The sequence below is a fragment of the Agrobacterium bohemicum genome (genome assembly GCF_002896715.1).
Classification (GTDB): domain Bacteria; phylum Pseudomonadota; class Alphaproteobacteria; order Rhizobiales; family Rhizobiaceae; genus Agrobacterium; species Agrobacterium bohemicum.
Genome location: NZ_PGEL01000024.1, coordinates 85,988 through 109,246 on the forward strand (window position 1 = coordinate 85,988; position 23,259 = coordinate 109,246).

The 23,259-nt window shown below is 57.0% G+C and carries 22 protein-coding genes; 4 read left to right on the forward strand and 18 right to left on the reverse strand.

Translation table 11 applies throughout. The features are described 5' to 3' along the window. Nucleotides 1-24 precede the first annotated feature (24 nt). The 18 genes from CUC55_RS10855 to tsaD all read right to left on the reverse strand — a co-directional run bounded on the left by CUC55_RS10855 (nucleotide 25) and on the right by tsaD (nucleotide 18,471). Complete coding sequence (locus tag CUC55_RS10855) at nucleotides 25-669, reverse strand: LysE family translocator (protein WP_170063864.1); 645 nt, start codon at nucleotides 667-669, stop codon at nucleotides 25-27. A gap of 12 nt (nucleotides 670-681) precedes the next feature. Then, entirely contained in the window at nucleotides 682-1,095 is a 414-nt protein-coding gene (locus CUC55_RS10860) for an MAPEG family protein (protein ID WP_103087990.1), read from the reverse strand. Between the two features lie 69 nt (nucleotides 1,096-1,164). After that, nucleotides 1,165-2,406 (reverse strand): 2-oxoglutarate dehydrogenase complex dihydrolipoyllysine-residue succinyltransferase, encoded by a 1,242-nt coding sequence (gene odhB / locus CUC55_RS10865; RefSeq protein ID WP_103087846.1) that lies wholly within the window; start codon nucleotides 2,404-2,406, stop codon nucleotides 1,165-1,167. Between the two features lie 56 nt (nucleotides 2,407-2,462). Beyond that, nucleotides 2,463-5,459 carry a 2-oxoglutarate dehydrogenase E1 component gene (locus tag CUC55_RS10870; RefSeq protein ID WP_103087847.1) on the reverse strand — a complete coding sequence of 999 codons (2,997 nt, stop codon included), beginning with the start codon at nucleotides 5,457-5,459 and terminating at the stop codon, nucleotides 2,463-2,465. Between the two features lie 157 nt (nucleotides 5,460-5,616). Further along, nucleotides 5,617-6,519: a succinate--CoA ligase subunit alpha gene (gene sucD / locus CUC55_RS10875; RefSeq protein ID WP_067645780.1), complete on the reverse strand. Its 903-nt coding sequence runs from the start codon at nucleotides 6,517-6,519 to the stop codon at nucleotides 5,617-5,619. A gap of 17 nt (nucleotides 6,520-6,536) precedes the next feature. Beyond that, nucleotides 6,537-7,730 carry an ADP-forming succinate--CoA ligase subunit beta gene (sucC, locus tag CUC55_RS10880; protein WP_067645782.1) on the reverse strand — a complete coding sequence of 398 codons (1,194 nt, stop codon included), beginning with the start codon at nucleotides 7,728-7,730 and terminating at the stop codon, nucleotides 6,537-6,539. Between the two features lie 32 nt (nucleotides 7,731-7,762). After that, a complete protein-coding gene (mdh, locus tag CUC55_RS10885; RefSeq protein ID WP_103087848.1) occupies nucleotides 7,763-8,725 on the reverse strand; it encodes a malate dehydrogenase in 963 nt (320 codons plus the stop codon). 179 nt (nucleotides 8,726-8,904) lie between these two features. After that, nucleotides 8,905-10,068, reverse strand: a complete 1,164-nt coding sequence (gene zapE, locus CUC55_RS10890) for a cell division protein ZapE (RefSeq protein ID WP_103087849.1) — start codon at nucleotides 10,066-10,068, stop codon at nucleotides 8,905-8,907. Nucleotides 10,069-10,117: 49 nt separating this feature from the next. Continuing rightward, on the reverse strand, nucleotides 10,118-10,657 hold the full coding sequence (locus tag CUC55_RS10895; RefSeq protein WP_067645788.1) for a protease inhibitor Inh/omp19 family protein: 540 nt from the start codon (nucleotides 10,655-10,657) through the stop codon (nucleotides 10,118-10,120). 202 nt (nucleotides 10,658-10,859) lie between these two features. After that, nucleotides 10,860-11,639: a succinate dehydrogenase iron-sulfur subunit gene (locus CUC55_RS10900; RefSeq protein WP_067645790.1), complete on the reverse strand. Its 780-nt coding sequence runs from the start codon at nucleotides 11,637-11,639 to the stop codon at nucleotides 10,860-10,862. A 17-nt stretch (nucleotides 11,640-11,656) separates the two neighbouring features. Next, nucleotides 11,657-13,501 carry a succinate dehydrogenase flavoprotein subunit gene (gene sdhA, locus CUC55_RS10905; protein ID WP_067645792.1) on the reverse strand — a complete coding sequence of 615 codons (1,845 nt, stop codon included), beginning with the start codon at nucleotides 13,499-13,501 and terminating at the stop codon, nucleotides 11,657-11,659. 6 nt (nucleotides 13,502-13,507) lie between these two features. Beyond that, the gene (gene sdhD, locus CUC55_RS10910) at nucleotides 13,508-13,888 is read right to left on the reverse strand and encodes a succinate dehydrogenase, hydrophobic membrane anchor protein (RefSeq protein WP_067645794.1); all 381 of its coding nucleotides are present in this window, start codon (nucleotides 13,886-13,888) and stop codon (nucleotides 13,508-13,510) included. A 12-nt stretch (nucleotides 13,889-13,900) separates the two neighbouring features. Beyond that, on the reverse strand, nucleotides 13,901-14,293 hold the full coding sequence (gene sdhC, locus CUC55_RS10915) for a succinate dehydrogenase, cytochrome b556 subunit (protein ID WP_067645796.1): 393 nt from the start codon (nucleotides 14,291-14,293) through the stop codon (nucleotides 13,901-13,903). Nucleotides 14,294-14,974: 681 nt separating this feature from the next. Further along, nucleotides 14,975-15,619, reverse strand: a complete 645-nt coding sequence (locus CUC55_RS10920; RefSeq protein ID WP_103087991.1) for a class I SAM-dependent methyltransferase — start codon at nucleotides 15,617-15,619, stop codon at nucleotides 14,975-14,977. Nucleotides 15,620-15,625: 6 nt separating this feature from the next. Next, nucleotides 15,626-16,069: an EVE domain-containing protein gene (locus CUC55_RS10925; RefSeq protein WP_103087850.1), complete on the reverse strand. Its 444-nt coding sequence runs from the start codon at nucleotides 16,067-16,069 to the stop codon at nucleotides 15,626-15,628. 5 nt (nucleotides 16,070-16,074) lie between these two features. Beyond that, the gene (locus CUC55_RS10930) at nucleotides 16,075-16,368 is read right to left on the reverse strand and encodes a YciI-like protein (protein WP_067645802.1); all 294 of its coding nucleotides are present in this window, start codon (nucleotides 16,366-16,368) and stop codon (nucleotides 16,075-16,077) included. 19 nt (nucleotides 16,369-16,387) lie between these two features. Continuing rightward, entirely contained in the window at nucleotides 16,388-17,377 is a 990-nt protein-coding gene (locus CUC55_RS10935) for an NAD(P)H-dependent glycerol-3-phosphate dehydrogenase (protein ID WP_067645804.1), read from the reverse strand. After that, nucleotides 17,374-18,471: a tRNA (adenosine(37)-N6)-threonylcarbamoyltransferase complex transferase subunit TsaD gene (gene tsaD, locus CUC55_RS10940; RefSeq protein ID WP_067646213.1), complete on the reverse strand. Its 1,098-nt coding sequence runs from the start codon at nucleotides 18,469-18,471 to the stop codon at nucleotides 17,374-17,376. The genes CUC55_RS10935 and tsaD overlap by 4 nt, the downstream gene beginning before the upstream one ends. Before the next feature lie 72 nt (nucleotides 18,472-18,543). Between tsaD and hemC the strand changes: the two genes are divergently transcribed. From hemC to CUC55_RS10960, 4 genes are all read left to right on the forward strand, one after another. Then, nucleotides 18,544-19,473, forward strand: a complete 930-nt coding sequence (hemC, locus tag CUC55_RS10945) for a hydroxymethylbilane synthase (protein WP_067645806.1) — start codon at nucleotides 18,544-18,546, stop codon at nucleotides 19,471-19,473. A gap of 2 nt (nucleotides 19,474-19,475) precedes the next feature. Further along, nucleotides 19,476-20,219 (forward strand): uroporphyrinogen-III synthase, encoded by a 744-nt coding sequence (locus CUC55_RS10950; RefSeq protein ID WP_157940946.1) that lies wholly within the window; start codon nucleotides 19,476-19,478, stop codon nucleotides 20,217-20,219. Nucleotides 20,220-20,291: 72 nt separating this feature from the next. Continuing rightward, nucleotides 20,292-21,647 carry a COG4223 family protein gene (locus CUC55_RS10955; RefSeq protein WP_103087852.1) on the forward strand — a complete coding sequence of 452 codons (1,356 nt, stop codon included), beginning with the start codon at nucleotides 20,292-20,294 and terminating at the stop codon, nucleotides 21,645-21,647. A 3-nt stretch (nucleotides 21,648-21,650) separates the two neighbouring features. Continuing rightward, nucleotides 21,651-23,243, forward strand: a complete 1,593-nt coding sequence (locus tag CUC55_RS10960) for a heme biosynthesis protein HemY (RefSeq protein ID WP_103087853.1) — start codon at nucleotides 21,651-21,653, stop codon at nucleotides 23,241-23,243. The last annotated feature ends 16 nt before the right edge of the window (nucleotides 23,244-23,259 follow it).

The following is a 23,259-nucleotide window of genomic DNA, read 5'->3' on the forward strand; positions in this document are numbered from 1 at the left end:
CGCCCTGTCCGAATTGACCTGATCTCAGGCCGCTTTTTCCGTTGCAAGTTTAATTCCAAGCGCGATGAAAACCACGCCGCTGGTGCGGTCGATCCACTGGCTGGCGCGCCCGAAGGCTGCGCGCATGCGCGGTGTCGTCATGAATATGCTTACGCCAACAAACCAGACGATCAGGCAGCTTGCCATCACCATTCCGTATCCGAACTTGATGGGGATGGGCGTGTGTACGCTAACCACCGTCGAAAAGATCGAAAGAAAGAAAAACACCGGTTTAGGGTTCAGCGCATTAGCCGCAAAACCGAGTGTAAATGCCTTGAGCGCCGATTGCTCGCTGGCGCGCGGTGCGACGTCTGGTGCGTCCAGCACCGTCATATCGGNTTTGCCAGCACGCAACGACTTGAGGCCGATATAGATCAGATAAGCGACGCCAAGCCATTTGACGATGTTGAAGAGGTAGACAGACTGCGAGATGATCAAGCCTAGGCCAAGGATCGTATAGGTCACGTGGAACATCAACGACGTTCCAACACCGAAACTTGTGATTATGGCCTGACGGCGGCCATGCACCATAGCCTGGCGCATGACCATTGCGAGATCTGCGCCCGGCGAAACGATAGCGAAGAAGAAGATCGCCATCAGTGAGGCCAGTTCGATCACATATTGATGCATGAGCCTAAACCTTTAGAACAGCAACACAAAGAGCATAAGCAACAGCCCTATCATCGAACCGATCCATACCAGTGAACGGACATAGGGGATTCCCGTCAGATNAAGCGGGATATAGACGATGCGGCAGACGATCCATATCCAGGCACCGGTGAGGGCAAGGCCAATCGGGTCACCCGCCATGATGACGCCGAAGGCCAGCGCGATAAAGGCTGGATATGTTTCTAGAAAGTTTGACGCTGCGCGCTCTGCCCGGCCGGCAAGCTGGCCTTTTACCTGCTTATTGTCGTCGCGCGGACCAGCATTCCAGTCACTGCCCAGTTCCTTCGTCGCTGTCAGAGCTTGCAGCGCGATATGCACCATAAGAATGATGACGCTCACCCCGATCAGGGGAAGAAACGGCGATGCAGCGAGGAAAGTGGGTTGCACGAGCAAACTCCTGAGACAATTTCAGCGGGATTTCAGTTGAAACCCCGCTGACGNAAAAAGCAAGTTCGATCAGAGATCGAGAACCAGACGCTCAGGATCTTCCAGGCTTTCCTTGACGCGAACCAGGAATGTCACGGCTTCCTTGCCGTCAACGATGCGGTGGTCATAGGAGAGCGCGAGGTACATCATCGGACGGATGACGACCTGACCGCCGATGGCAACCGGACGCTCCTGGATCTTGTGCATGCCCAGAATACCCGACTGAGGCGCATTGAGGATCGGCGAAGACATCAGCGAGCCGTAGACGCCACCATTGGTGATGGTGAAGGTACCGCCCTGCATGTCGGCCATGGACAGCGAACCATCACGGGCAGACTTTGCAAGACGTGCCAGTTCCTTTTCAACCTCGGCAATCGACATCTGGTCGGCATCACGGATAACAGGAACGACGAGACCCTTGTCGGTGCCCACAGCCATGCCGACGTGACAATAGTTCTTGTAGATGATGTCGGTGCCGTCGATCTCGGCGTTGACAGCAGGCAGTTCCTTCAGGGCATGGGTGATAGCCTTGGTGAAGAAGCCCATGAAGCCAAGCTTGACGCCATGCTTCTTCTCGAACACGTCCTTGTACTTGGTGCGCAGGTCCATGACGGCCTTCATGTCCACTTCATTGTAAGTGGTCAGCATGGCAGCTGTGTTCTGTGCATCTTTGAGGCGGCGCGCGATGGTCTGGCGCAGGCGCGTCATCTTCACGCGCTCTTCGCGAACGGCGTCGCCTTCGGCAGAAACCGGACGTGCTGCGGCAGGTGCAGCCGTGGCCGCCGGAGCGGCGGAAACGCCCTTGGCAACAGCTGCCAGAACATCGCCCTTCAAAACTTGTCCACGCTTGCCGGAACCATCGACCTGATCAGCCGAAAGGTTATTTTCAGACAGCAATTTGCCAGCAGCCGGTGCAGGCGGCATGGCGCTAGGCGCAGGAGCGGCAGAAACTGAAGCAGGTGCTGCGGCAGCGGCGGCGGGCTCAGGGGCTTTTGCGGGCGTTGCAGCCGGTGCGGAAGAGGCAGTGCCCGCTGCACCTTCTGCGATCTGGCCAAGCAGCGCATCAAGACCAACCGTTTCGCCATTTTGCGCAACGATTTCGGTCAGCACGCCTGAAACAGGGGACGGCACTTCAACCGTTACTTTGTCGGTTTCCAGTTCAACCAACGGCTCATCAGCCTTGACGGTATCGCCAACCTTTTTGAACCATGTTCCCACAGTTGCTTCGCTGACGGATTCGCCGANGGTTGGTACGCGGATTTCAGTGGCCATGATCTAGTTCCGTTTCATCAAATAGCGATTGTGCGAGGGTGCGTGTAGGAGAGCTTTCACTCTCCCAACGCGTCTTCCAGGAATGCCGCGAGCTGCGCGAGGTGTTTGGACATCAGACCTGTTGCAGGCGATGCAGCAGCCGGACGGCCCGTGTACCGGACCTTCTGGTACTTGGCATCGATATGCGCCAGAACCCATTCCAGATAAGGGTCGATGAACGACCACGCACCCATGTTCTTCGGCTCTTCTTGGCACCACACCATCTCTGCGTTGCGGAAGCGGGACAGCTCATTGATGAGCGCCTTGGCCGGGAACGGATAGAGTTGTTCGATGCGCAGCAGATAGATGTCGTCGATACCACGCTTTTCGCGCTCTTCGAGAAGATCGTAATAGACCTTGCCGGTGCACAGAACGACGCGACGAATCTTCGAATCCTTCTGAAGCTTGATCGGACCGTCCTTGATGACCTCCGCATCATCCCACAAGAGACGGTGGAACGATGATTCACCGGCGAGTTCCGTCAGAGAAGACGTTGCACGCTTGTGGCGCAGCAGAGACTTCGGCGTCATCAGGATCAACGGCTTGCGGAAATCGCGCTTCACCTGACGGCGCAGAACGTGGAAATAGTTTGAAGGCGTCGTGACGTTTGCGACCTGCATGTTGTCTTCGGCGCACATCTGCAACCAGCGTTCCAGACGGGCAGACGAGTGCTCAGGACCCTGACCTTCATAGCCATGTGGTAGAAGGCAGACGAGACCGGACATGCGAAGCCACTTGCGTTCGCCAGACGAGATGAACTGGTCGAATACGACCTGTGCACCATTGGCGAAGTCACCGAACTGGGCTTCCCAGAGGGTCAGAGCATTCGGGCGAGCCAGCGAGTAGCCGTATTCGAAACCGAGCACGGCTTCTTCAGACAGCATCGAGTTGATGACTTCGTAGCGGGCCTGCGTTGGCGCAAGGTTTGCCAGCGGTATGTAACGCTCTTCGCTCTCCTGATCGTAGAGAACCGAGTGACGCTGCGAGAACGTACCGCGTTCGCAATCCTGGCCGGACAGGCGGATCTTGTGACCGTCAACAACGAGCGAACCGAATGCCATGGCTTCCGCCATCGCCCAATCCAGACCTTCGCCGCTCTCGATCATGTTGGCGCGANTTTCCATGAAGCGCTGAATGGTCTTATGCGCCTTGAAGCCTTCAGGAATGGTAGACAGCTTGCGACCGATTTCCTTGAGCTGCTTCATCGGAGCGCCGGTCTTGCCGCGACGCTGCTCATCGGCATTGTCGGCGGCACGAAGGCCAGACCACTGACCATCCAGCCAATCGGCCTTGTTCGGCTTGTAAGACTGCCCTGCTTCGAATTCCTGCTCCAGATGCGCACGCCAATCGGCCTTCATCTTCTCGAATTCGCCTTCGGTGATCAGGCCTTCGGCAATCAAACGCTCGGCATAGATGTTGGCAACCGTCTTATGCGCACGGATAACCTTGTACATCTTCGGCTGTGTGAAGGACGGCTCATCGCCTTCGTTATGGCCAAAGCGACGGTAGCAGAACATGTCGACCACAACAGGCTTGTGGAACTTCATGCGGTATTCGGTTGCGACCTTGGCCGCATAAACCACAGCTTCCGGATCGTCACCATTGACATGGAAGATGGGCGCTTCGATCATCTTGGCAACATCGGATGGATAAGGCGACGAACGCGAGAAACCCGGATTCGTGGTGAAGCCGATCTGGTTGTTGATGATGAAGTGCATGGTACCGGCAACGCGGTGACCGCGAAGGCCGGAAAGGCCGAGAATTTCGGCAACCACACCCTGGCCAGCAAAAGCAGCGTCTCCGTGCAGCAGCAACGGCAGAACCTTGGCACGTTCGGAGAGCGGAATGGTGTCGCCTTCCCAGACCTTCGCCAACTGATCCTGCTTGGCGCGGGCCTTGCCCATGACGACAGGGTTGACGATTTCCAGATGCGACGGATTGGCTGTCAGCGACAGGTGAACCTTGTTGCCATCGAATTCGCGGTCAGAAGAAGCACCGAGGTGATACTTCACGTCGCCCGAACCCTCGACGTCGTCAGGCTTGAACGAACCACCCTTGAACTCGTGGAACACGGCGCGGTGCGGCTTGCCCATCACGTTGGTCAAAACGTTGAGGCGACCACGGTGCGCCATACCCAGAACGACTTCTTCGAGACCTTCCTGACCACCACGCTTGATGATCTGCTCCAGAGCTGGGATGAGCGATTCGCTGCCATCCAGGCCGAAGCGCTTGGTGCCCTTGAAACGGACATCGAGAAACTGTTCGTAGCCTTCGCCTTCGACCAGCTTGGAGAGAATTGCTTTCTTGCCCTCGGGCGTGAAGTCGAAACCCTTATCCGGACCCTCGATGCGCGACTGAATCCATGCCTTTTCGTCCGGGTTGGACATGTGCATGAACTCGACACCCAGGGTCGAGCAATAGGTTCGCTCGAGGATTTCGATCATTTCGCGGACGGTCGCGTATTCGAGACCGAGAACGTTATCGATGAAAATCTTGCGGTCGTAGTCGCTCTCTTCGAAGCCGTAAGACTTCGGCGACAATTCATCGTAATCCTCGACGGCGCTGGCGATGCCGAGCGGGTCCAGCTTTGCATGAAGATGGCCACGCATGCGGTAGGCACGGATCATCATGATGGCACGCACGCTGTCGCGGCTCGCCTGAAGGACTTCAGCTTCGCTAACGGGCTTGCCGGTTTCCGCGCTCTTGGCTTCGGCCTTGGCCTGAACCTTTTTCTCAAGTGCTTTCTCAACCGTTGCCCAGTTGCCGTCCAGCGCCGAAATCAGATCGCCATTGGCAGAAATCGGCCAATTGGAACGCTTCCAGGACGCGCCCTTGGCGGCCTTTTTCACATCATCAGGATTTTCGGCTAGGCCCTTGAAAAAGCTTTGCCACTCTGGAGAAACGCAAGACGGATCGTCTTCGTACCGGGCGTAGAGCTGCTCGATATACGCTGCATTCGCGCCGTCGAGAAACGACGTGATCTGAAACTGCTCGTTAGCTTCTTGCCTTGCCATGGTATCTTCGCGGACGTCTGCGCCCGCCTCCTCAATCCCGTTGATGACCGTTCGGTCTGCCGCTTTAGTCTTTGCCGCTAAGCGGCCGTCGTTCTGTCTTGGCTACGGGCAGGCTATTGCTTCCAATGCCTGCCCGCTGCCCTTAATCATGCAAGTCTCAGCCCTTGAGGACTTCGACCAGTGTCTTGCCGAGGCGTGCCGGGGAAGGCGACACCTTGATGCCAGCCGCTTCCATGGCCGAAATCTTGGATTCCGCATCGCCCTTACCGCCAGAAACGACAGCACCGGCGTGACCCATGGTGCGGCCCTTCGGAGCGGTACGACCAGCAATGAAACCAGCCATCGGCTTCTTACGGCCTTTCTTGGCTTCGTCGATCAGGAACTGCGCCGCATCTTCTTCAGCGGCACCACCGATTTCACCGATCATGATGATCGATTGTGTCGCTTCGTCGGCGAGGAACATTTCCAGGATGTCGATGAACTCGGTGCCCTTGACCGGGTCACCACCGATACCGACAGCCGTTGTCTGACCGAGGCCTTCGTTCGATGTCTGGAACACAGCTTCATATGTAAGTGTGCCGGAGCGCGACACAATACCGACCGAACCCTTGCGGAAGATCGAACCCGGCATAATGCCGATCTTGCACTCTTCCGGCGTCATGATGCCTGGGCAGTTAGGGCCAAGCAGACGTGAGTTGGAACGATCAAGGCGAGCCTTGACCCGAACCATGTCCATGACAGGTATGCCTTCGGTGATGCAGGTGATGAACGGAATTTCCGCTTCGATAGCTTCGATGATCGCATCGGCAGCGCCTGCTGGCGGAACGTAGATCACCGATGCATCAGCGCCGGTCTTTTCCTTGGCTTCAGCAACAGTGGCATAGATCGGCAGGCTTTCGCCCTTGGAACCGGTCCAGGTTTCGCCACCCTTCTTGGGGTGAATACCGCCGACCATCTGCGTGCCGTAATAAGCAAGCGCCTGTTCGGTGTGGAACGTGCCGGTTTTTCCGGTCAGACCCTGAACGAGGATCTTGGTGTCTTTGTTTACAAGAATAGACATTATTTCCAGTCCCTCAATTAGCCGTTGATCGCCGCGACGATCTTCTTGGCCGCATCGTCCAGGTCGTCAGCAGCGGTAATCGCAAGACCTGATTCGTTCAGGAGTTTCTTGCCCAACTCGACATTGGTGCCTTCGAGGCGCACGACGAGTGGAACCTTCAAGCCGACTTCCTTCACCGCAGCGATAACGCCCTCGGCAATGACGTCGCACTTCATGATGCCGCCGAAGATGTTGACGAGGATGCCCTCGACCTTCGGGTCAGCCGTGATGATCTTGAACGCAGCCGCAACCTTCTCTTTGCCAGCGCCACCGCCGACGTCACAGAAGTTTGCAGGCTCTTTGCCGTACAGCTTGATGATGTCCATCGTTGCCATGGCAAGACCGGCACCATTGACCATGCAGCCGATGTTGCCATCGAGAGCCACATAGGCGAGGTCCCACTTGGAGGCTTCGATTTCCTTGGCGTCTTCTTCGGTTTCGTCGCGCAGCAGCTTCACGTCGTCGTGACGGAAAATCGCGTTGCCGTCGAAAGACATCTTCGCGTCGAGAACGCGCAGGTGGCCGTCCGTCATGACGATGAGCGGGTTGACTTCAAGAAGAGCCATGTCCTTTTCGACAAAGGCTTTATAGAGCGCAGGGAAAAGCGCCTTGGCATCTTCAGCGGCTGCGCTCGAAAGCTCCAGAGCCTTGGAGATCGCAGCAATGTTGTCAGCCGTTACGCCGGCTTCAGGCTCAATCGCAATCGTGTGGATTTTCTCTGGCGTGTCGTGAGCAACAGCCTCGATGTCCATGCCGCCTTCCGTGGAAACCACGAATGCGACCTGACCAACAGAGCGATCGACCAGCAGCGAGCAGTAAAGTTCGCGGTCGATGTCCGCGCCGTCTTCGATGTAGAGACGGTTGACCTGCTTGCCAGCATCGCCCGTCTGCGCCGTTACCAGAGTGTTGCCGAGCATGTCCTTGGCGTGGGAAACGACTTCCTCGATGGACTTGGCAAGACGAACGCCGCCCTTTGCATCGGGGCCGAGTTCCTTGAACTTGCCCTTACCGCGTCCACCAGCATGGATCTGGCTCTTGACCACGTAAAGCGGACCGGGAAGCTGCTTTGCAGCCGCTTCGGCTTCCTCGACCTTGAGGATAGCAACCCCTTCGGCCACCGGCGCACCATAGCCCTTCAGAAGAGCTTTGGCCTGATACTCATGAATATTCATGGATTAATCCCTGTTTGTAGCCTGTGCGGCAATTACGTCAGCGACGGAGCAATGTTGATGCAGGCTTCGCAAAGACCAGCAACCGCGCCGACGGACTTCTGGAAGGCGGCTTCCTCGTCCTTGTTGAGTTCGATTTCGATGATGCGCTCGATACCGCCTGCACCGATGATCGTTGGTACGCCGACATACATGTCGTTGACGCCGTACTGACCCGAGAGGTAGGCAGCGGCAGGCAGAACACGCTTCTTGTCCTTGAGGTAGGACTCGGCCATTTCGATTGCCGAAGCGGCAGGCGCATAATAGGCAGAACCGGTCTTGAGCAGACCAACGATTTCCGCACCGCCATCACGCGTGCGCTGAACGATCTCTTCCAGACGCTCGGCAGTCAGCCAGCCCATCTTGACGAGGTCCGTCAGCGGAATGCCACCAACTGTCGAGTAACGGGCGAGCGGCACCATTGTGTCGCCGTGACCGCCGAGAACGAATGCCGTCACGTCCTGCACGGACACATTGAATTCTTCAGACAGGAACAGGCGGAAGCGCGCGCTGTCGAGAACGCCGGCCATGCCGACGACCTTGTTCTTCGGCAGGCCGGAGAACTTCTGAAGGGCCCAGACCATCGCGTCGAGCGGGTTGGTGATGCAGATCACGAAAGCGTTCGGAGCATATTTCTTAATGCCGGCGCCGACCTGCTCCATGACCTTGAGGTTGATGCCGAGAAGATCATCGCGACTCATGCCTGGCTTGCGGGCAACACCGGCTGTGACGATGCAGACGTCCGCGCCTTCGATGGCTGCGTAGTCGCTAGCACCGGTCAGNTTTGCATTGAAGCCTTCAACCGGGCCGGACTGGGCAATATCCAGACCCTTGCCCTGCGGGATACCGTCAGCAATATCGAAGAGGACGATGTCGCCCAATTCCTTCAGGCTGGCGAGATGGGCCAATGTGCCACCAATCATGCCAGAACCAATAAGTGCAATCTTTTTGCGAGCCATCGAATGCTTCCTCTTGAGCTTCAATTCAATTTCACCGCGAGCGTGTGGCGGCCTAAATTGTCGCACCCGACTTAGCTTCATTAGCCAGAAATGGCAACCGTTTCTTTATGATCCAGANTTTTCAATCGTTTAGATCATAAAATTCTTACGTAAACGTAAGAATTTTTGTTACAGAACCGTCATGTCGCTGGACGTTTTTCGTTGTGCAATGCCAGATAATCGGCGCTTCGCATCTCAAACAGGCGAGAGGCTGTTCGATCGAATTCGAAGCCTTCCGTCCCTTTTCGCGTCACCAGCAAATCTTCTGGCATGGCCGCAGCCGACGCGAACACGCGTACGGTATGATCGTAAAACGCATCGATCAGGATGATGAACCGCTTCGTCTCATTGCGTTTATCTGCGTTGAGGAGTGGAATATGGTCGATGAAAACAGTGTCAAACCTGTCTGCGATAGCGAGGAAGTCGGAGGCACCGAGTGGCTTCTCACAAAGCTCGGAAAATGNAAACCGTGCTGCGCGTCCAACGGCTCTCGGCACCGGAATGATCCGGCCCTTCATGGTGATTTCGGTCGGCTCCGCGGCACTACCCGCCGTCAGTTCTTTCCACGCGACATCCATGGCCCTATCGGACGCGTCACCTAGCNGGGTCACGTAGACAGGCAGGCTTTTGATCTTTTCCATGCGGTAGTCGGTCGGGCTATCCAGCGATACGACCTGAACATGTGCCTTCAACATATCCACGAAGGGAAGAAAAAGGCTGCGATTCAGCCCGTCCTTGTAGAGATTGTCCGGCACCACATTGGATGTCGTGACCAGCGTACAGCCGTGGGCGAAAAGCTCGGTGAAAAGACGCGCGAGAATCATCGCGTCAGCAATATCTGTCACGGTGAACTCATCGAAACACAGCAGTTCCGCCTCGGCCAGCAACTGCGCGGCAACCGGCGGAATAGGATCCGCCTGCTTGGTTTCGCCGTTTTTCAGCTTCTGGCGATGGGCATGAACGCGGTTGTGAACATCAGCCATGAACTCATGGAAATGGCAACGGCGTTTCTTTTCGATCGGCGCAAGCTGATAGAACATGTCCATCAGCATGGTTTTGCCGCGTCCGACGCTACCGTGGACATACAGCCCCTTCGCTGAATGTGCGAGGCCCGCNTTTTTTGCGAACATCCAGCCCAGCGCGCTTTTCTTCTTGGCGGGTTTGCGGATTTTAAGATCAGTGAGGATGCGGTCCAGTTGAGCAGCCACCTCAAGCTGAGCGGGATCGGCCTTCAGCTCGCCAGACGCCGTCAATACGTTGAGTTGTTCAACGACGCTGTGATTGTAGTCCGGCAATGGCTTCATGAACGGGCCTCATACGCAGGCAGCGCGAGCGCCACCCGCGTGATGCAGATTATCGGCTGAGGCCAAGCGGCTGACCGCTGTTCGTCGTGCCATCGTAACGGGTATCACCAGTTTTGTAGACGCGACCGATTGTGTCGCCCGCACGGTTCTTGAACAGCACCATTTTGTTGGATACTTCCCATGAACCCATGGACGACAGTTCGCCAGCGCAACCGCGGGTGCCGCCGCGCGAACCGCTGCCTAGATTGGTGAGCGTCAGGAACATATCGCAGCTTGCGCCGCCATTGGACACGCGCCAGTTGCCGACCATGGCTTCCTTGGTAACATCCATGGCTGCGGCAGGTGCTGCGGACGCAACGTTTGCGCCACCGGGAGCTGCGTTGGCAGGTGCGGTAGGAAACTGCGTAGAACCGCCAGGAGGCGGCAATGCACCGGACTGAACCTGCGGAACCGGCTGGGCCTGGAGCGGCGGGGTGTAACCGGGATTACCGCTTGGGCCACTATTGTTGTTGTAATCGTAGGAGGTACGTTGGCAACCGGCAAGGCTCATAACGACCGCGAGACCCGTCGCCACATATCTAAACTGCATCTTAAGCTCCCGATTTTCTGCTTCGGCAAGACCATGTCTACACAAAACGGCTGAATTATTACCAAAGCATTAGCTAACGCAAGCCGCTACCGCGATAATTGCAATTTCAGTCGATTTTTATAGAAATTTCCAGCCCCGTTATTGTCAAACAGGCCACGACGGGGAGTCGCAGCCTGTTTACTAACTTCGATTATACGCCCGTTCAGACGCGACGCTCTACCATCATCTTCTTGATCTCGGCAATCGCCTTGGCAGGGTTGAGACCCTTCGGGCAAGCCTGCGCGCAGTTCATGATCGTGTGGCAGCGATAAAGGCGGAACGGGTCTTCGAGGTTGTCGAGACGCTCGCCGGTTGCCTCATCGCGGCTGTCGATCAGCCAGCGGTAAGCCTGTAGCAGAACGGCGGGACCGAGATAGCGGTCGCCATTCCACCAGTAGCTCGGACAGGAGGCGGAGCAGCAGGCGCACAGAATGCACTCATAGAGACCATCCAGCTTCTGGCGGTCGTCATGGCTCTGCTTCCATTCCTTCGCAGGCGTCGGCGAAACAGTCTTCAGCCAAGGCTCAATAGAGCGGTGCTGCGCATAGAAATTCGACAGATCCGGCACAAGATCCTTGACCACCGGCATATGCGGCAGCGGATAGACCTTCACCGTTCCCTTGATCTCGTCCATGCCCTTGGTGCAGGCAAGCGTGTTCGTGCCATCGATGTTCATCGCGCAGGAACCGCAAATGCCCTCACGACAGGAACGGCGCAACGTCAACGTCGGGTCGATGTTGTTCTTGATGTAGAGAAGCGCATCCAGAACCATCGGGCCACAATCATCGATATCGATGTAATAGGTATCGATATGCGGGTTCTGGCCATCATCCGGGTTCCAGCGATAGACGCGATATTCGCGCACATTCTTGGCACCGGCAGGCTTTGGCCAGACCTTGCCTTCGGTCATCTGAGAGTTCTTGGGAAGTGTAAGTTCAACCATGTCCAGTTCCTCTCAAATCAATAGACGCGAGCTTTTGGCGCGATCTTCTGGAGATCGATGCCGTCGGCAATCAGGTCGGTGTGAACCGGGCGATAGTCGAGCTTCACGTCACCCTGCGGGTTGACCCAGGCCAGCGTGTGCTTGCGCCAGTTGATGTCGTCGCGACCGCCAAATGGGCCATCGACGAAGTCTTCACGCGCATGGCTGCCACGGCTTTCCTTGCGGGCTTCCGCGCCATAAACCGTGGCGATGGCGTTGGCCATGAGGTTTTCGAGTTCCAGCGTTTCCACGAGATCCGAATTCCAGACCATGGAACGGTCGGTGACCTTGATATCCGGCAGTTCTTGCCAGATGGCTGAAATACGCTTGCAACCGCTTTCCAGCGATTCCTGTGTGCGGAACACGGCGGCATCGTCCTGCATGGCGCGCTGCATCTTGTCACGCAAAACGGCAGTCGGCGTGCTGCCATTGGCGTTGCGCAGACGGTCGAAGCGATCCATGATCTTGTCACAGGCTGCGACATTGAGGGCCGGAATAGCACTGGCGCGATCGATGACTTCGGAGGCGCGAATGGCAGCAGCGCGGCCAAACACCACAAGGTCGATCAGCGAGTTGGAGCCGAGACGGTTTGCACCGTGAACAGACGCACAACCGGCTTCACCAACAGCCATAAGGCCGGGCAATATACGTTCCGGGTTTTCGCCATCTGCGTTCAGCACTTCGCCCCAATAGTTGGTCGGAATGCCGCCCATATTATAGTGAACAGTCGGTAGAACCGGGATCGGCTCGCGCGTCACGTCCACGCCTGCGAAAATCTTGGCGCTTTCGGAAATGCCCGGCAGACGCTCATGCAGGATAGCCGGATCGAGGTGATCCAGATGCAGGAAGATGTGGTCCTTGTTCTTGCCAACGCCGCGGCCTTCGCGGATTTCCATGGTCATGCAGCGCGAAACGACGTCACGCGAGGCGAGATCCTTGGCGGATGGCGCGTAGCGCTCCATGAAGCGCTCGCCTTCGGAGTTGACAAGATAACCGCCCTCACCGCGTGCGCCTTCTGTAATCAAGCAACCTGCACCATAAATACCGGTCGGGTGGAACTGAACGAATTCCATATCCTGAAGCGGAAGACCGGCGCGGGCAACCATGCCGCCGCCATCGCCCGTGCAGGTGTGCGCAGATGTTGCGGAGAAGTAAGCGCGGCCGTAACCACCCGTCGCCAGAACCACCATCTTGGCGGTGAAGCGATGGATAGTGCCGTCATCGAGGTTCCAGGCAACGACGCCCGTGCAACGGCTGCCATCATCGGACATGATGAGGTCGAGCGCGAAATACTCGATGAAGAATTCGGCATTGTGGCGCAGCGACTGGCCGTAAAGCGTGTGCAGAATGGCGTGGCCGGTACGGTCGGCAGCAGCGCAGGTGCGCTGTACCGGTGGACCTTCGCCGTAATTCTGCATGTGGCCGCCGAATGGGCGCTGATAAATCTTGCCCTCGGCGTTACGCGAGAACGGCACGCCGTAATGCTCAAGCTCATAGACCGCCTTTGGCGCTTCCATGGCGAGATACTGCATGGCGTCCACGTCGCCCAGCCAGTCGGAACCCTTGACGGTGTCGTAAAGGTGCCACTGCCAGCTATCCGGCGTCATGTTGTTGAGCGAGGCGGCAATACCGCCCTGTGCCGCAACGGTGTGCGAACGCGTCGGGAAAACCTTGGTGATGCAAGCGGTCTTGAAACCCTGCTCGGCCATGCCGAGCGTGGCGCGAAGACCCGCGCCACCAGCACCCACGACGATCACGTCATAGGAGTGATCGACATAGGTATATGCCTTGCCATTGGTGGAAGGTGAACTGATCGATGCCATGACGGATTATCCTGCGAATGCGATTTTCAGAATGGCGAACAGACAGAGGCCGCCAACGATGATCGCGAAGAACGTGTTGAGCATCACCAGAGCGAGCTTCAGATATTCGGCGTGAATATAGTCTTCGATGATGACCTGCATGCCAAGCTTCATGTGAATGACGCCCGAAATGACCACCAGCGCCATGACCACCGCGACCAGCGGATTGGCAAGAGCCGAAACGACTTCCGCATGCGGTGCGCCGCCATACATGACCAGGAAAACGACGAAGAACAACAGCAGCGGAACGTTGGCGACGGCCGTGACGCGCTGGCGCCAGAAATGCTCGGTGCCATCCTTGGCGGAGCCAAGACCGCGGACCTTGTTCAGAGGGGTACGCATATCCATGAAACGATCTCCTTAGCGCACGATGTAGGCGATGACCCAGATCAGCGCGGTCAGACAGATGGACACGACCAGCGATATTTTTACCAGCTTGGTGGTGAAGTGCTTTTCGAAACCATAACCCAGATCCCACATGAAGTGACGAAGGCCACTCAGCATGTGATACATCAGCGCCCAGGTGTAGCCGATCAGGATCAGCTTGCCGATGATGCTGCCCATCGCCCACTGCACCCATTCATAGTAAGCGCCGCCGGATGCGGCGGCGACCAGCCACCACACGACCAGAAGCGTACCGAAATACAGCGCGGCACCGGTTATGCGGTGCACGATCGACGCAAGCATCGTCGGGATCAGCTTGTAAACTTGAAGATGTGGCGACAGAGGCCGGTTATTTGTCACATTCGCCATCAGAACCTCGCGGCGTTTTCCAGTGCGCTTCGACCGTTCGAGCGCGCCCAAAGCAACAGCACATGATGAGAGAATGTGCATTGCACCAACCGCGACCTTTAATCATACGAAGGCATCACCACAAGCACAATTGACAGTCGAATCGAATTTAATCGATTGTGTGACGAAGATTCGTATTGGAAACCCGGATCGAAAATCAAATGTCCAGCGTTTCCAATCCGTACGGATGCNAAAAACTTACGTCTACGTAAATTTTTACGAGGCTTTGGGCATTTGCGAACTGAATAAAATCCGGAGGTTTTAGGTCATGTTATTGGTCCGAATCATTGCTGCGATGGTTGCCCTTTCGCTTCCTATAGTTACCGCGTTACACGCCCATGCCGGTGNAAATCATAGGAGCGATGCCGGCGAACATGGCAAGCGGCATCAGCAGCGCTCGTTTTATGGAGGCAATGGACTGCCATCCTATATCCGTGGACTTGGAACATATGCCGGCAGCATCTCCAGCGTTCGGGCAAGGGGGAATGGAATTTACTTCGCTGCGGACGGGCAAGGCTACAGCAACCCACCCACGAAGGGGCATTCCTTGAGACCTAGACTCATTTATGTCAACAGCTCAACTATGGGGGCAGAGTGCTCTTACGAGGCGGGCGTGTGCGTCATTCGACCCTGACAACTGGCCTAGAGGAAACGCCAGACAGTCGTCTTCTTCACGTCGCTATCTTCCAGAATCCGTGTGACAGGGACCTCGTAGGTGCCGCAGGCTTCTAACCGGTCCTTGGGCAAATATGCCCGCCCGGGATCGCCGACCAGAACGATGACGCCTTTGCGGCTCAGCATCGAAAACCAGGGAGTGAGCGCATCGGCAAATGCGCGATCGTNAAAAACATCACCAGCCAGCAGAACATCCGCGTCGACATTGCTGCCGATCACATTTGAACCGTTAAAGCGCACGTGGACATCGTTATCTTTCGCGTTGAGACAGACTGCCACCTCTGCCCAAGGGTCAATGTCGATAGCCATTACGCTGGCGGCTCCTGCCTTGGCAGCAGCAATAGCGACAAGCCCGGAGCCGCTGGCAAAATCCATCACATTGCGGCCTGCAACCTGCTCGGGATGATCGAGAACATAACGTGCAAGTCCTTGCCCGCCGGCCCAGGCGAAGGCCCAGAACGGCGGAGGCAGACCAATTTCCTGCAACTCGTCTTCTGTCTTCAGCCATAGATCATGGGCTTCGCTTGCCAGATGCAACCGAATTTCCGGGACATGCGGCGGCGACATTATGGTCGTATTGCTTTTGATAAAAACCTCGGGATCGGTCTTCAAATCCATTCAGTCCGGCGAGCGCGGAAGCTTGTCGAGTTTGCCCATGCGGCAGACCTCAAGATATTCCTCCAACAGCACCGGCTGCACAGAGAGACGCATGGAGGTGACGAGAGACATATCCGCAAGCTTGGGATTGGCTTTCACGTCTTTGAGCGTAACAGGTGAGGGTACATCGCAAACGGCCTTGATGTGCACGCAGTCCCAGCGCGCATCGCCTTCCGCCGTCGAATCAGGCCGGGACAATTCACAGACCTCCACGATGCCGACGACTTCCAGCCCCTCATTGGAGTGGTAGAAAAAGCCTTTGTCGCCAATCTTCATGGCGCGCATATTGTTGCGCGCCTGATAATTGCGGACGCCGCCCCACTCTTCGCCCGCCTCGCCTTTCGCTTTCTGCTGCTCCCAGGACCATGTCGAGGGCTCGGACTTGNAAAGCCAGTAATTAGCCATGCNTTTCACGCTCCCGGATTGTTGAAGACCCAATTATAAGGCTTCACATCGACGCTTTCAAACAGACCGGCTTTGGCGTAAGGATCGGCATCAGCCAGAGCCTTAGCGGCATCGATATCAGTTGCCTCGACAATCACCAAGCTGCCATTCGGCTTGCCGTTCGCGTCCAAAAACGGACCAGCAATCTTCAACGTGCCTTCGGCGTTCAGCTTGTTCAGATGTTCCAGGTGCACCGGGCGGGTTTCCATACGCACATGCAGATGGTCGGGCTTGTCTTTGCAGATGAAGGCAAACAGCATTTTCGTCTCCTCTTGAGCCCTATTCGGTCGTGATGGGCCGTGTCATCAATTGTTGAATAGCAGTTTTCACATCGAGCTTGCCGTCAATGATCGCAGCAACCGAATCCGTCACCGGCATCTCGATCCCGCGTTCAGCGGCAAGGCGTGATGCGACGGAAGCAGAATAAGCGCCTTCCACGAGGCCGCCATAGAACGAGCCGGGATCGCCACCCTGCCCCAGCGAAATACCGAAGCGCAGGTTACGCGACTGATGGCTCGTTGCGGTCAGAACGAGATCGCCAAGACCTGAAAGGCCGCGAACCGTATCTGCCTGACCGCCCATAGCGACCACAAGGCGCGACATTTCGGCCAGTCCCCGTGAGATAAGCGCAGCTTTTGCCGAGTCACCTAGCCCTGCCCCTTCGACGATGCCGCCCGCAATCGCCAGCACATTCTTCAATGCGCCGCCCAACTGCACACCTGTCCGATCGGTTGAAGCATAAAGCCTGAAGGTACGCCCCGAAATCGTCTGGGCCAGCCGCTCGGCGACACCGGCATCGGTAGCGGCCACAGCCATGGCGGTTGGCAGTCCCTTTGCAATATCGGCAGCAAAACCGGGGCCTGACAAGACGCCGACAGGATGATGTGGCAACTCGCGCTCCAGCACGTCGGTCAGCAATTGGCCCGAGGAGCGGTCGATGCCTTTTGCACAAGTTACAACAACAGCATCGTTAGCCAGATAAGGACCGTAGTTTCGCGCCGCATCCGCTTGCGCCTGGGATGGCATGGCAAAGAGAACGATACCAGCATCTCGGAGCACGTCAGGTTCGGCGGAGTAGTTCAGCGCATCCGGCAGAGAAATGCCAGGGAGTGCAGCGTCATGTACGCCGTCCACGCGCAAATCCGCCATCAATGCGGCATCCCGTCCGAGCAGCGTTACATCATGGCGGTTTTCCAACGCCACGACCACGGCAATGGCTGTGCCGAAAGCTCCCGAACCAATGACGACGACTTTTTCACGCTCCGTCATGCCTTCGCTCCGCGTTTGCCGAAGCCAATCAGCGTCTGCGCTTGCGCATCAAGCGGCCAACGAGAACGCGGCTGCGTATCGAAACTATCCGGCTCCATGCCCAGCGCCATACGTTCCAGACCGGCCCATGCAATCATGGCCGCATTGTCCGTGCACAGCTGTAGCGGCGGTGCGATAAACCGAAAACGATGCTTGTCGCATAAATCCTGAAGTGTTCGGCGTATCTCCTGATTGGCCGCGACGCCACCAGCCACAACCAATGACGGCCCACCGTCAACCAAAGGAAACTCCTCTAGAAACCGTTGCAAGCCTCTGCCTATACGGTCCTTCAGAGTGCGCGATACGGCCTTTTGAAAGGACGCGCAGATATCGGCAATATCCTGCTCGGAGAGTGGAGCAATCGCCGTAGCCGCCTGGCGAACTGCGGTCTTCAAACCGGAAAAGGAAAAATCGAGCCGCGCTTCACCCACCATCGGCCGTGGCAGAGCGAAACGATCCGCATTGCCATGTGCCGCAGCCTTTTCCACGGCCGGNCCGCCGGGATAGGGCAATCCCAAAAGCTTGGCGGTCTTGTCGAAAGCTTCGCCCAAAGCATCGTCGATTGTCGTGCCCCAGCGCTCATATTGTCCAACGCCACGCACGAGGATGAGTTGCGTATGCCCGCCAGACACCAGCAGCATAAGATATGGAAAGGCCAGGCCATCGGTCAACCGCGCCGTCAGCGCATGACCTTCCAGATGGTTGATGGCGTAAAGTGGTTTGCCGCTCGCCATGGCAATCGCCTTGCCGGTCATCAAACCGACGATAAGCCCGCCGATCAGCCCCGGACCTGAGGTTGCAGCAATAGCATCGATATCGGCAAGCGCGACACCTGCACCGGTCAGCGCCTCTTCAATCAAAGTATCGAGCGCTTCCACATGGGCGCGCGCGGCGATTTCCGGCACCACGCCGCCATAGGCACTATGTTCTTCCAGCTGCGACAAAACGACGTCNGAGATAATCTCTCCACGGCCGTCGGCATGCCGAACCACCACGGATGCAGCGGTTTCGTCACAACTTGTCTCTATGCCGAGGATACGAAGAAAGGGGGTCATCAGCGGGTTCGTTGATTGCGGTGCTTCAGAAACTTGGGTACGAACACCTCCGGTAACAACGGATAGAAGCGGATGCAAACAAAACCTTTCCGAATCGGCACACGCGGCAGCCCCTTGGCGCTGGCGCAGGCCCATGAGACGCGGGATCGTCTCGTGCGAGCCAATGGCCTTGCCCCAGAAATGTTCGAGATCGTACCGATCACTACCAAGGGTGATCGCATTGCGGATCGCGCCTTGTCGGAAGTTGGCGGCAAGGGCCTGTTTACCGAAGAACTCGAAACGAAGCTTTTGTCGGGCGATCTGGATTTTGCCGTGCATTCCGCCAAGGACATGGCGACGAAACTGCCGGAAGGCTTGCATCTTTCCGCATTCCTGCCCCGCGAAGACGTGCGCGACGCCTTCATTGGTCGCACCGCACCAAGGCTGATCGAACTTCCCCATGGCGCGACCGTCGGCTCGGCCTCGCTGCGCCGACAGGCACTGATCCGTCGCGTGCGACCGGATCTCAATGTCATTCTGTTTCGCGGCGCCGTGGCGACGCGACTGCGCAAACTGGAAGACGGACTAGCCGATGCGACATTGCTGGCCTTTGCCGGCCTCAAGCGGCTGGATATGGCAGACGTGCCAACCGAGTTGCTGGAAACGAAAAACTTCCTGCCAGCGCCCGCACAAGGTGCCATCGGCATCGAGAGCCGTATTGGCGATAGACGCATCGATGATCTGCTCGCAGCCATCAATCACGCTCCCACCCATGATGCCGTTTCCTGCGAGCGCGCTTTCCTCTCGGTGCTCGATGGCTCATGCCGCACGCCAATCGCCGGTTATGCGATGTGCGATGGCGATGACCTGCATTTCTCTGGCCTTATCCTGACCCCAGATGGACGAACCGAACACAGCGTCGAGATATCGGGCAAATGTGCGCAAGCGTCGGCGCTCGGTCAAAAAGCGGGAGAACAGGTTCGGGCCGCTGCCGGAACCGGCTTCTTCGAAGGCTGGACCTGACCATGCGCGTCGTCGTCACACGCCCGCAAGCGTCAGGGCAAAAGACGGCAACACTTTTGCGGGAGCACGGCCATGAACCGGTGCTTCTGCCACTCACCCAACCCATTCACCACATTGAAACGGCTGCTTTGGCTTTGGCAAAGCAGCCGCAGGCACTTGCCGTGACCAGCGCGGAAGCTGTTCGAGTGCTGATAGCGGGAAACCTCGGTGTATCAACACTCATACAGACGCCCCTGTTTACGGTAGGGTCTGCTTCGGCACGTGCAGCGCGCGAGGCTGGCTTTGAGAATATTATTGCTGGCGAAAGCGATGGCCAGGCCTTGGCTGATCTGATCGCGAGTGCCAGAAAAAACACCCCCGCGCCATGGAGCCGTCTCCTCTACCTGGCCGGAACGCCAAGGGATGAAGGCTTTGAAGAGCGGCTTTCCGCTTTGGACATACCGTTCGAAACCATTGAGGCATACGAAATGACGCCTGTGTCGTGGGACCGTGCACGACTCGATATCCNTTTTGCAGATGCAACGGCGGATGCTGTTCTTTTTTACTCCAGCGAGGCTGTTCGGTTGTTTTTCAAGCTGCTGGTCGGTCAGCCGGTTTTCAGGCAATTGGATCACTGCAAGTTTATCTGCATCAGCGGCAAGGTACTTTCCGAGATTCCGGTTGCGTTTCGATCCAATGCCTTGGCCTCCGCTGTCCCCAGCGAGAGTGAAATGTTCGATCTTCTGGACGCAAAGGCTGGAACCTAATTCCCTCTTGCCTCTTTCCTTTGCCGTCATCACTAACTAGGTTTAGGGAAATGCAGGCAAAATGAGGTTGTCATGGTATCGGGAAAACCGCCACGCCACTCCAAGTCCAGCGCCGAACCGGTCACAATCGATCTGGACGCCAAGGACGTGAAAGAACTCGGCACGGACAAGGATGCAGCCCCCACTGATGCCGCAAGTACGGCCAAACCTGATGAGAGCACATCTGTCGCATCATCATCGCCAGTCCATGCTCCGAAGGNAAATNCCCGCCCAATATGGGAAGAGCAGGTNAAAACCCCGATAGAGCCGGAGCCTAATATCCATAAGACCGATGACGTGAAGGCTGCCGAGCAGGGCCCTGCAAAGACATCGTCGGTGCCGCCTTTGAAAGCCGAAGCGCCCAAGGCCGCTACAAACTCGGAACCGCTGAAAACCGACGCGGCCAAACCGGCAAGCGACAAAACGTCCTCGGGCAGCACGACAAGCGCCTCGAGAAGCGCCACGGAAAACCGAGCTGGCAATTCCGGCCTTGTTGCTGCCGGTATCGTCGGCGGCCTGATAGCGCNTTTGGCTGCAGGCAGCATGCAATATGCCGGTTACCTGCCACCGTTTACGGGTAACGGCGGTTCGTCGGACGAATTAACCGCCCTTGAGACGCAACTCGCCAGCCTTCGCGAACAGGTTGCCAGTGCACCACAGGCGACANGGGATACGTCGTCACTCGAAGCGCGCATCGCTACGCTGGAAAGCTCTGCATCATCTGGCGGCGATGACGTTGCCAGCAAGTTGGCAGCACTGGAAGGCACGGTTTCCACGCTTCAATCCGAAAAAGCCACTCAGGACACCGCAACCGCCGATCTCACTCGCCGTTTGAGCGAGGCTGAAACCAAGATCAACGAACCGCGCGACGATGTCGAAGTCGCTCGCGCCATTGCGTCTGCCGGATTGAAGGCAGCCATTGATCGGGGCGGACCGTTCCTATCAGAGCTTGATACGCTGTCTCGTGTTACGCCAGATGATCCGGCAGTCCAGTCCCTTCGCCCCTTTGCAAACACGGGTGTCCCCTCTCGCGCAGAGTTGACCCGCAATTTTCCTGATGTCGCCAATGTTATGCTGGATTCACTCAATCAGGCAGACCCCAATCAAGGCGTATTGGACAGGCTTGCACAGAGTGCGTTGTCTCTCGTCAAGGTTCGCCCTGTCGGCAATATCGAAGGCGAAGGTGCGGACGCAAAGATTGCACGGATCGAAGATAAGCTCCGAAACGGCGACCTGAAGGGTGCGGCACTGGAATGGGATGGCCTGCCTGAGCCAGCCAAGGCGACATCGACCGAATTCAAAAAGTCGCTCGATGCCCGCGTTGAGGTTGAAGACCTCGTGAACGGCACGCTGACACGCGCCATCACCAGCACTGGCAAGCAGGGATAAGACATGACAAAAATCATCAGTTTCGTCGTCATCGTCCTTTTCATTGCCTTTGGCTTTTCTTGGCTGGCCGACCGTCCTGGGGTACTCTCCATCGTCTGGCAGGGTCAGCTGATCGAGATGAGCCTTATGGTAGCGGCCTCGGTTGTTGCAGCTCTTATCGTTGCCATCATGATCGTCTGGTGGCTGTTCAACACGGTTTGGAACTCTCCTCATGCAGCGCGACGCTATTTCCGCGCACGCAAGCGTGATCGCGGCTATCAGGCACTTTCGACCGGCCTGATTGCGGCTGGTGCGGGTAATGCCATTCTTGCGCGAAAGATGACCGCACGTACCCAAGGGCTATTGAGCGCCGATCAGGAGCCGCTGATCCACCTTCTGGAAGCACAGGCAGACCTCATAGAGGGAAAATACGACGCAGCGCGCCGCAAGTTCGAGGCAATGGCGCAGGACCCGGAAACTCGCGAGCTTGGTCTCCGTGGCCTTTACATGGAAGCCCGCCGTCAAGGCGCCAACGAAGCCGCTCTCGAATATGCCGAGAACGCCGCAAGAAACGCACCTTATCTTCCTTGGGCCGCACAGGCCACGTTGGAGAGCAAGTCCCGCAACGGCGAATGGGATGACGCTATTCGCTTACTGGATCAGCAGAAAGCGGCACATGTCATAGAGCGCGGTGAGGCAGAAAGACTGAAGGCAGTTCTTTTAACCGCGAAGGCGGAAGAGAAGTTCGAAAGTGACCCGAAGGCTGCGCGTGAAGACGCCAACCAGGCTCTCAAACTATCCAAAGGTCTCATTCCCGCAGCTCTGATCGCGGCGAGATCTTATCTGCGTGAAGACAATTTGCGTAAAGCCGCATCTGCTTTGGAACCCGTCTGGAAGATATCCCCCCATCCGCAGATAGCACAGCTTTATGTGCGCGCTCGAAGCGGCGATACTGCCGTCGACCGCCTGAAGCGGGCCGAGAGGCTTGAGAGCCTTAAACCGAACAATGTCGAATCGTTGTTTGCCGTTGCGAAGGCTGCGCTCGATGCACAGGATTTCCACCGCGCCCGCGCCAAGGCAGAAGCTGCCGCCCGGATCGAGCCACGCGAAAGCATTTTTCTGCTGATGGCCGATATCGAGGAAGCCGAGACAGGCGATCAGGGGCGTATTCGCCACTGGATGGCGCAGGCACTGCGCGCACCTCGTGATCACGCCTGGGTGGCGGATGGCATCGTTTCGGNAAAATGGCTACCCGCTTCGCCGGTGACCGGTCGCCTGGACGCTTTCGAATGGAAGGTCCCGTTCGGTCAGGTGGAAGGTCCCGTGGAAGACAACGGCATCGACCACGCGCTATCGTCCCTGCCGGATGTAGCCAAACCGCAAATTCGCGAGAAAATCATCGAGATTCCCGTTCCGGTAAAGGTGGCCGATCCTGTTATCGTCACCGAGACCAAAGTGGTTGCGGAGAAGCAGTCCTTTCCAAAAAACGAGGCCGCTGCATCTCCAGAAGAAAAACGCCAGGACGCCGTTCCCTTTTTTGGCGGTTTGCCTGATGATCCAGGCGTGAAGAAGCCCAATGCCGAACCGGATGAAAAGACCCGCCTCAATTTGTTTTGATCGAATTTAAGGACAA

Coding starts and splice junctions, on each gene's coding strand:
- sucD (WP_067645780.1), bottom strand. CDS start 6,519: ATGTCTATTCTTGTAAACAAAGACACCAAGATCCTCGTTCAGGGTCTG.
- sucC (WP_067645782.1), bottom strand. CDS start 7,730: ATGAATATTCATGAGTATCAGGCCAAAGCTCTTCTGAAGGGCTATGGT.
- CUC55_RS10895 (WP_067645788.1), bottom strand. CDS start 10,657: ATGCAGTTTAGATATGTGGCGACGGGTCTCGCGGTCGTTATGAGCCTT.
- CUC55_RS10900 (WP_067645790.1), bottom strand. CDS start 11,639: ATGGTTGAACTTACACTTCCCAAGAACTCTCAGATGACCGAAGGCAAG.
- sdhA (WP_067645792.1), bottom strand. CDS start 13,501: ATGGCATCGATCAGTTCACCTTCCACCAATGGCAAGGCATATACCTAT.
- sdhD (WP_067645794.1), bottom strand. CDS start 13,888: ATGGATATGCGTACCCCTCTGAACAAGGTCCGCGGTCTTGGCTCCGCC.
- sdhC (WP_067645796.1), bottom strand. CDS start 14,293: ATGGCGAATGTGACAAATAACCGGCCTCTGTCGCCACATCTTCAAGTT.
- CUC55_RS10930 (WP_067645802.1), bottom strand. CDS start 16,368: ATGCTGTTTGCCTTCATCTGCAAAGACAAGCCCGACCATCTGCATGTG.
- CUC55_RS10935 (WP_067645804.1), bottom strand. CDS start 17,377: ATGACGGAGCGTGAAAAAGTCGTCGTCATTGGTTCGGGAGCTTTCGGC.
- hemC (WP_067645806.1), top strand. CDS start 18,544: ATGCAAACAAAACCTTTCCGAATCGGCACACGCGGCAGCCCCTTGGCG.